Source organism: Desulforamulus aeronauticus DSM 10349, from assembly GCF_900142375.1.
Lineage (GTDB): Bacteria > Bacillota > Desulfotomaculia > Desulfotomaculales > Desulfotomaculaceae > Desulfotomaculum > Desulfotomaculum aeronauticum.
This window is the reverse complement of the sequence record NZ_FRAR01000057.1, coordinates 1-1,647: the sequence shown is the minus strand read 5'-3', so window position 1 is coordinate 1,647 and position 1,647 is coordinate 1. Positions and strand designations below refer to the sequence as shown.

The window sequence follows — 1,647 nt, the reverse complement described above, 5'->3', positions numbered from 1 at the left end:
TGTGGTCGCTGCAATGTAGGCAGCAAGTATGTTTGCAAGGATGGCCCTGTGTTTACGAAGGCGCAGCTTGATCAGCTGCCCAATGAATATTAAGAAACAGAAAAGTATCGACCAAAAAGGGGGAGAAGAAAATATGTCTACCGAGAACGCCAGTACCCAAGTACCGGAAGTAATTGATTTCTCGAAGATGGATCCCAAATTTAGAGATGAAGTAACTGAAAGATTAAAAAATATTGATTGGAGTCAGTGCTTGGCCTGTGGCATGTGTACTGCTGGTTGTCCCTACTCCGATGTTCATGGCAATAACGATCCTCGGAAATTCCTACGTAAGCTAGTACTGGGTATGAGAGAAGAAGCCCTCAAGGACCCCTTTATCTGGAACTGTACCGTTTGCGAACGCTGCACCGTTGAATGCCCCATGGGTGTTAACTTCGGTGTTATTACCCGTGGTATGCGGGGACAATTTGGTATCCCCACCCCTGGTTTTATGGATAAAGTAGTTAACGAACACATTGAATCCGGGAACCAGATGGATGTTCCGGCGGATGAATATATGGAGACCATTGAGTGGATTGAAGAAGAACTGCAGGAAGAACTGGGAGATCCTGATTACAAAGTGAACGTAGGTAAAGTAGGTGCCGAGTTTATCTTTGGTTTAAACGCCCGTGAAATTAAGTATTACTCCCACGAACTGCAAGAAATCCTCAAGGTGTTCTACTATGCGAAAGCCGACTACACCTTAGGTTTACATCGTTGGGATTGCACCAACCTAGCTCTGTTCAGTGGTAAAAACGATGACTTCTGCGAAATTCAGCGCCCCTTCTTTGAAGAAGCTGTTCGTTTAGGTGTTAAGAAGATCGTGGTTACCGAGTGTGGTCACGCCTTTAAGTCCACCATGCTATTCTACGAAAAATTCTGGGATGGCCCGAAATTTCCCATCATCAGCGTACTGGAAGTGTATGATCAGTGGATTAAGGATGGTACCTTGAAGGTTGATCCCAGCCGTAACCCGGAACCTTGTACTGTACACGATCCTTGCAACCTGGTTCGTAAGTGCGGTATTCTGGATGCCAACCGCAATGTAATGAAAGCTATCACCACGGACTTCCGTGAAATGTATCCCAACCGCATGTACAACTACTGCTGTGGTGCTGGCGGCGGTGCTCTGGCGGTTCCGGAATCCAAGCCCATGCGGATGGAAAAGGCCAGACGGAAGGTTGAACAAATCGATGCCACGGGTGCCACCACTGTGGCCATTCCTTGCCACAACTGCATGGACCAGTTCACCGATATGAACAAGGAATACAAAAAAGGTTGGAAGTGTACCCACATCACTCCGCTGTTAGCCAAGGCTATTGTTGTTCCCGACTGGGCTAAGAAGGAAGAAGAAGAGTAAAAGTTTTGTGCTAAAATTAGTTAAACTTTTATGCTAAACTAATTACAATATTTTAGGACCCTGGCCACGAGTCTTTACCCGTGGCTTCAGGGTTTCCTTTGTGAATGGGAAGCTTTTATGAATATAGTAAATATAAATTCTGCTATGGATGTGAGGTGCGAAGATGACAAAGACCAATAAAACAGGAGCTGTACTAGTAGTCGGCTCCGGTATAGCCGGAATACAGGCATCCCTAGACCTAGCCGAATCCG

The 1,647-nt window shown here is 46.0% G+C and carries 3 protein-coding genes; 2 read left to right on the top strand and 1 reads right to left on the bottom strand.

Annotation, left to right across the window (positions count from 1 at the left end; genetic code table 11):
- Positions 1 to 93: iron-sulfur cluster-binding protein (locus BUA78_RS20010; RefSeq protein WP_476580471.1), on the top strand; the 93-nt coding region annotated here is incomplete at its 5' end.
- A gap of 40 nt (positions 94 to 133) precedes the next feature.
- A complete protein-coding gene (locus BUA78_RS19620; RefSeq protein ID WP_072917914.1) occupies positions 134 to 1,396 on the top strand; it encodes a (Fe-S)-binding protein in 1,263 nt (420 codons plus the stop codon).
- Positions 1,397 to 1,438: 42 nt separating this feature from the next.
- Here BUA78_RS19620 and BUA78_RS20530 read toward each other — a convergent pair.
- Positions 1,439 to 1,647, bottom strand: a 209-nt coding sequence (locus BUA78_RS20530) for a hypothetical protein (RefSeq protein WP_207650527.1), incomplete at its 5' end; no start/stop codon positions are given.

Coding starts and splice junctions, on each gene's coding strand:
- BUA78_RS19620 (WP_072917914.1), top strand. CDS start 134: ATGTCTACCGAGAACGCCAGTACCCAAGTACCGGAAGTAATTGATTTC.